Consider the following 5,668-nt stretch of genomic DNA (forward strand, 5'->3'; position numbering starts at 1 on the left):
TGGGGCCACCCCGCAGAGGAAACCACCAAACCAAGAGCCCGGGAACCAAACCGAACCCGACAAGAATCGAAAGTCCACGACCAACCAAACCCGACGGAAGTAACCGCAAGGCCCACCAACACACACCCACCCACCTGGCCACCACACCGTTCTGCCGCGACCACGAGGAAGACCACCAAACCGGGAAACGCAACCACGCAGTCGACTCGAACGGACAATGTCTAAACGACATCGCCTGCCCCGGCTCCCCCGGCTTGGTGGGTCTCCCTTCCCGCCAGTGACACACCCTGCGATTCCGCACGCCGCCCCACCAAGCCGAAAAACTGGGGCCACCCCGCAGAGGAAACCACCAAACCAAGAGCCCGGGAACCAAACCGAACCCGACAAGAATCGAAAGTCCACGACCAACCAAACCCGACGGAATGACCGCACGACCCACCACCCAAACACCCACCCAGCTGGCATCCAACTTCGGCTTGGTGGGGCGACGTACGAGACCACACCGTTCTGCCGCGACCACAAGGAAGACCCACCAAGCCGAAAGACTGGGGCCACCAGCACGGGGAAATCCACCCATCGAGCCGGAAGACCTACAGAGCCACGGGAGGGAACTACCCCGCTACCCGACCGGGATCTTGATCCATGCGTCGAGCGGTTCGCCGAAGGTCATGAGCAGGTCGCGCAGTTCGTCGCGATCGGCGGCGGGCATCGCGATGCCCTTCGCCGCGAGGCTCGCGGACAGGTCGTACAACCCGACGGCGGGATCCCCGGCCCAGACGACGTTCCGCAGAGTCTGCGCGTGCTGCTCGTCGAATCCGGCGGTCCACGCGTCCATCATGGCGTCGATGCGTTCCTTGAGCCGTTCGCGCGCCATACGTGCGGCGTCACGAACGGTCTCGGGATCGGCCTCTGGGATCTCCCGCAGGTTCCCGACTCCGGCGCTGGAGAGCTCGTACGCGGCGCACAACTCGTTGAACGCCTGCCGTTGGCCGGCGGTGATCGGGGTCTGACGCTCTCGCACCACCGCCAGCAGTGCCTCCAAGCTCTGCTTCGTGTCACCGTTGCGCCGATGCAGCTTCGGAAGGTACGCGTCCTCAACGGACAGTCGCGACGTGATCTCGCCGATCAATCGCCCGAACATTCGGTAGATCTCGAAATCCTTCATATCAGCCATCCTCGATAAACGCCCACACGGGCCACGCCGCGACTATGACAACGGTTGCGGATCGCCATTGGCGTCATTGCGTTCAACCCCCGGCCCGCTGATCGGGTTGGCCTGCCAGATCGTACCGTCGGCGTTGGTGCGGACCTCGATCAGGACACCGTCGCGAACTCCCGTGATGAGGTACCCGCCGTCGCCATTCTCACCGTTACGCGGGACGGGCCGCTGGTCGGGGTTTCGGGCGACGTCGTTGATGGCCTGCTCGATCTGCGTCTCGTTCCAGTCCTTCGGGAACACCGTGGCGTTCGGAACTCCGGAGCCGTACTGGTGGCCACCGCCCCAGGTGTCCGTGTTCTGATAGTACTCTCCATATAGGATATGGGATCGACGCTGATCCATGTTCAGGTTCTGCTGGTGCGACGGATCGATACCCTGCCAGTTGCTGCCATAGTTGGGATCCGTCGGAGACGCCCATCCGTTGCTGTTCTGGCTCGAGTTGTTCGGTTCCATACTGGCCCAGGCGTCCTCGATCTCCTGCGCCTGGCGCTCCAGATTGGCCTGACTTCCCGCATCGGGACGCCGTTTCGGCGGTCCCGGTTTCGGCCCCGCCATGATCAGGCCGAATCCGACCAGCAATGCGCTCAGCAGTTTGAACACGGCACTCGTTCCTCGTATCCTCGAAGCCAGTCGGTGATTAACCCATGAGCACTGTCAACGCCTGCATGGAAAGCGTCAGTGCGTCCAAAAACGACATGATGCGGCCGACCCACTTCGCGATGAGCGCGACCGCCTTGCTCACGACCCAGGGTGTCCCGATTCCGAGCGTCAAGCCCACCTCGGCCAGCCACTCCGGCACCCGCACGAGAAGCGTCGCGACACAGTCGGCGATCAGGTCTCGCACGATCTCTCGGACCGCGGCGACCAGTTCGCCCGCAGCAGTCGTCACGGACGCCATCGACTCGGCGAACGTCCCGAGACCCGAACTGCCCGCGATACCGAAATTGATGTGGTCCCGATACGCCTGGCCCGCCGGGGCTTGCCAGCTCGGGATGTCGGCCTCGACCGCGGTTCGCAGCGCCTCGGCGCCGCCCTTCAAACCGGTGGAGACGTTCGTCCAGGTCTGCGCGTACGAGCGGACCTCATCGGCGTTGCCGGTGATCTCGTCGAGCGCTTCCCGAAGAGGCTCAACGTGTTCCAGAATCCAGCCGACGGCCATCGACGCGAGCGAACCGAGCGGGTCCATCACCACCGACAGGACGTCCAGACCAACGGTCAGGCCGCCGATCGTCGCGTCCACCCAGGAACCGGATTCGACGGCGTCGGCGAAGGCGTTCACGTCCTCGACCAGCCACAGGCCCGTCGTCGCGGTCGTCGAGTCCTCGACCGGGGCGATCATGTCGTTCATACGATCACCGTCGTCTCGATCGGGTCACCCGCGCCGTCGATGCCGGTCGAGTTGTTCCCGTCGGTCGTTTCGTACCAGTCGGCCGTCGACCGCAGACTCTCCGCCGTGGACTCGAACAGACCGCGACCCTGCTCCAGGAGCGCGTCGAAGCGTTCGTGCTTGGCCGACATGAGCGGCGGGATCCAAGCGCACAGCAGACCGTAGGACTCATCGCCGAGGGCAATGTGACTGCTGGCGCCCTTCGCCTCGTCGAATACGGCGATCAGCTCTTCGATACTGCCCGCGTGGGTACGCAATTCCTCGGGGTCGACATTTATCGTCGTCATCGGTCCGCCTCCTCAACAAGGGACTCATCAACACTAATCCCCTTGCGCAACAATGGAAACAGGACATTCGACGTCACGTGTGGGCGCGATCGCGACTACTCTGTGACACGCCCACATCAGAATCGGGGTCGAGGGGACACCGCGCTCCGGCGCTGACCGAAGATCACTTCACCGGCTCGAGTCACCCGGTCGTGCGCGGCGGATCCCCGAAGTTCCGCCGTCGAACCTGCCGAGCAAAGGACAGTGGATCGATAGCGCCACGCCGGACATCCTCCGAGGACGCGTCGACACCCCAGACCTTCCGGTACTCACCGACTATCCGCCTGCCCAGTGCGGTGGCGGCCTCCGAACTGATCGTCAGGATCGTCTCCGCCAAAGCCTCCGCCGACATCACCTCGAAAGCCCGAGGATGAATCGAGAGCCCCATCAGCTTCCCGTGCCGGTCGACCGTCACCTTGATCCGACCCGACTTGTCCGACACACTCGCCCGCGCCTCCCGGGCACGCTCCTCAATGGCCTTCGACTGCTCCGCCATCGCGCCCATTCCCATCCGGGCCCGCTCATACCAATCCTCAATAGAGGACATGTTCTTCTCCTAATTCGTCGCGACCTGAGCTCCACTGGGCCCGATCGTCATTCACCGACCGAAATGCAACTGAGTCACGCATGGACGGTGAAAGCTACGTCTGTTCAATCACGGCCATGACGTCTGAGACGAAGGCGTCGAGATCCGCATCCTCGGCAGGTTCATTGACGGCCAAGATGTAAGTCGTCTGTCGTTGCCACCAGTAGACCGCCCAATCGGCTCCGAGATGCCGGGCCGGCCTCATTTGACTGCATATCGGGATCTCGTCGAAACCGAGCCCCGCCTCGATTCCGGCGTCATCGCAATCCGTCAAGTCGGGTTCAGGATCGCCGGGCTTGATCTGACTCAACATGGCCCAGGTGCCGTCCACGCTGCGCTGGTCCTGGTCACCGAAACTGCAGTCAGCCCGGTAGGCGGATTCATCGCCCACGGGCGGCTCCATCTCCATCAACGATCCGTCCAGGATCACCCTCGACGCCGCTGCGCCGAAGCTTTCGCACAGGCCGGGAATGTCCGCAGTCGCAATGGGATCACCGAGATATCCGGCCGGATACGGATCCACCCACCGCCCCTGCGCTCCCTCCGGCTCCGGCAGGTACTCGAACAGTCTGAAACATGAGGAACAAATCAGAAATCCGATGGCTGCAAGGCTTGTCCAGAGGATCGTTCGCCTATCCACCGTGACTCTCCCGCCACACGATTCCCTGGAGGTGAGCAGGATTCATGCGCTAAGCCCATCCCGGTAGCTGACGTACTCCACAACAGAGGATCGAGCATTCTGAATTGCGGCGGACGCGTCTCCCAGCGCGCTCGCGCGCCCGAAATGGTAGGTCAGGTAGGTGACGACGAGGCCGATCACGCCGAGGATCGCCGCGACCAAACTCATCAATACCCCTGTCACCGCCATGATCGCTCCGACTAGCGAGTAGAGGCCAAGAGCCGTGCCGAGCACCGCATTGCTGTCCGCCGCGAAGGAGTACCACGCGTATTCGAGACTGTCCGCCAAGGACTCCAGGCTCGTGCACGCCATCACTAACCACCGACTCGTTCCTGGCGGATCGGCGGGTTCAGATCCCCTTGGCCGTATCCGTTGGCGCTCAAATTGAACGCGTCCGTCGATTCCAGATCCGCGTCGTTGACGTCATCTGTCACTTCAAAGTTGCTCATCGTGTCGGCAATCCCACCTACCAGCCCCTGAACATAGTCGGCGATCTCGTGCAGACGAGTGACCGTGGACTGGCGAGCCTCCTCGTAGTCGGCGGCGAATTCCTCCAGTGGTGCCTCGATATCGAGCACGGACGGGTACAGGTCATCAAAGGGCATCTGCCCGAGCGACAGGATGATCTCCATCCACCTGGTGATCGTCTCCTCCGGAATCATCGCGGTGTGGCCGAGGGAATCACGGGCGATCGACCGAAGTACCTCTCCTTCTACACGAAGGCGATCCTTGAAGGGAACGACGATCTCGGGGTCGAGTTTGATGTCGGTCATACCTTCGACCGTATAGAGAGGACGCAAACAGGATGATGCCACTACCACAAGGCGGACGGTTACCAACTACAGACAGTGGCGCCACAATCGGGCTTGGACACGTTGCGCCGCGAAGATTCCGGCTATCGAAGTGGTCGACGGACCGCAGTTCACATTGGTTGCACCAACTTCGGCTTGGTGGGGCGGCGTACGAGACCACACCGTTCTGCCGCGACCGCAAGGAAGACCCACCAAGCCGGGAAACGCAACCACGCGGTCGACTCGAACGGACANTGTCTAAAGNACATCGCCTGCCCCGGCTCCCCCGGCTTGGTGGGTCTCCCTTCCCGCCAGTGNCTCGNNTTGCGGNTCCGNACGCCGCCCCACCAAGCCGAAAAACTGGGGCCACCCCGCAGAGGAAACCACCAAACCAAGAGCCCGGGAACCAAACCGAAAGCCTGGGGACCAAACCGAATCCGACAGGAATCGAAAGTCCACGACCAACCAAACCCGACGGAATGGCCGCACGACCAACCAACCCCAACACACCCACCCAGTCGGCCCCCACTTCGGCTTGGTGGGGCGGCGTACGAGACCACACCGTTCTGCCGCGACCGCAAGGAAGACCCACCAAGCCGGGAGACGGGACCACGCACGGGCCGGAAGGTGCGGCGAGCGCGGTTGACGAGTCGCGCTGGCGAGGGTGGGTTGGGGCCGGG

The 5,668-nt window shown here is 62.9% G+C and carries 8 protein-coding genes; all 8 read right to left on the reverse strand.

Going from position 1 to position 5,668, the window contains the following annotated elements; translation table 11 throughout:
• Window positions 1-619 precede the first annotated feature (619 nt).
• A complete protein-coding gene (locus ACM9NP_RS17970) occupies window positions 620-1,165 on the reverse strand; it encodes a hypothetical protein (RefSeq protein WP_415647889.1) in 546 nt (181 codons plus the stop codon).
• Window positions 1,166-1,207: 42 nt separating this feature from the next.
• The gene (locus ACM9NP_RS17975) at window positions 1,208-1,819 is read right to left on the reverse strand and encodes an EndoU domain-containing protein (protein ID WP_415647890.1); all 612 of its coding nucleotides are present in this window, start codon (window positions 1,817-1,819) and stop codon (window positions 1,208-1,210) included.
• A 37-nt stretch (window positions 1,820-1,856) separates the two neighbouring features.
• Window positions 1,857-2,567 carry a WXG100 family type VII secretion target gene (locus ACM9NP_RS17980; protein ID WP_415647891.1) on the reverse strand — a complete coding sequence of 237 codons (711 nt, stop codon included), beginning with the start codon at window positions 2,565-2,567 and terminating at the stop codon, window positions 1,857-1,859.
• A complete protein-coding gene (locus ACM9NP_RS17985; protein ID WP_415647892.1) occupies window positions 2,564-2,893 on the reverse strand; it encodes a type VII secretion target in 330 nt (109 codons plus the stop codon). The genes ACM9NP_RS17980 and ACM9NP_RS17985 overlap by 4 nt, the downstream gene beginning before the upstream one ends.
• 181 nt (window positions 2,894-3,074) lie before the next feature.
• Window positions 3,075-3,479 carry a YbaB/EbfC family nucleoid-associated protein gene (locus tag ACM9NP_RS17990; protein ID WP_415647893.1) on the reverse strand — a complete coding sequence of 135 codons (405 nt, stop codon included), beginning with the start codon at window positions 3,477-3,479 and terminating at the stop codon, window positions 3,075-3,077.
• 94 nt (window positions 3,480-3,573) lie between these two features.
• Window positions 3,574-4,041 carry a hypothetical protein gene (locus ACM9NP_RS17995; protein ID WP_415647894.1) on the reverse strand — a complete coding sequence of 156 codons (468 nt, stop codon included), beginning with the start codon at window positions 4,039-4,041 and terminating at the stop codon, window positions 3,574-3,576.
• A gap of 159 nt (window positions 4,042-4,200) precedes the next feature.
• Window positions 4,201-4,485, reverse strand: a complete 285-nt coding sequence (locus ACM9NP_RS18000; protein WP_415647895.1) for a hypothetical protein — start codon at window positions 4,483-4,485, stop codon at window positions 4,201-4,203.
• 26 nt (window positions 4,486-4,511) lie between these two features.
• The gene (locus tag ACM9NP_RS18005) at window positions 4,512-5,018 is read right to left on the reverse strand and encodes a hypothetical protein (protein WP_415647896.1); all 507 of its coding nucleotides are present in this window, start codon (window positions 5,016-5,018) and stop codon (window positions 4,512-4,514) included.
• Window positions 5,019-5,668: the final 650 nt, after the last annotated feature.

The organism is Stackebrandtia soli (assembly GCF_965137155.1).
GTDB lineage: Bacteria > Actinomycetota > Actinomycetes > Mycobacteriales > Micromonosporaceae > Stackebrandtia > Stackebrandtia soli.

Coding starts and splice junctions, on each gene's coding strand:
- ACM9NP_RS17985 (WP_415647892.1), bottom strand. CDS start 2,893: ATGACGACGATAAATGTCGACCCCGAGGAATTGCGTACCCACGCGGGC.
- ACM9NP_RS17980 (WP_415647891.1), bottom strand. CDS start 2,567: ATGAACGACATGATCGCCCCGGTCGAGGACTCGACGACCGCGACGACG.
- ACM9NP_RS17990 (WP_415647893.1), bottom strand. CDS start 3,479: ATGTCCTCTATTGAGGATTGGTATGAGCGGGCCCGGATGGGAATGGGC.
- ACM9NP_RS17970 (WP_415647889.1), bottom strand. CDS start 1,165: ATGAAGGATTTCGAGATCTACCGAATGTTCGGGCGATTGATCGGCGAG.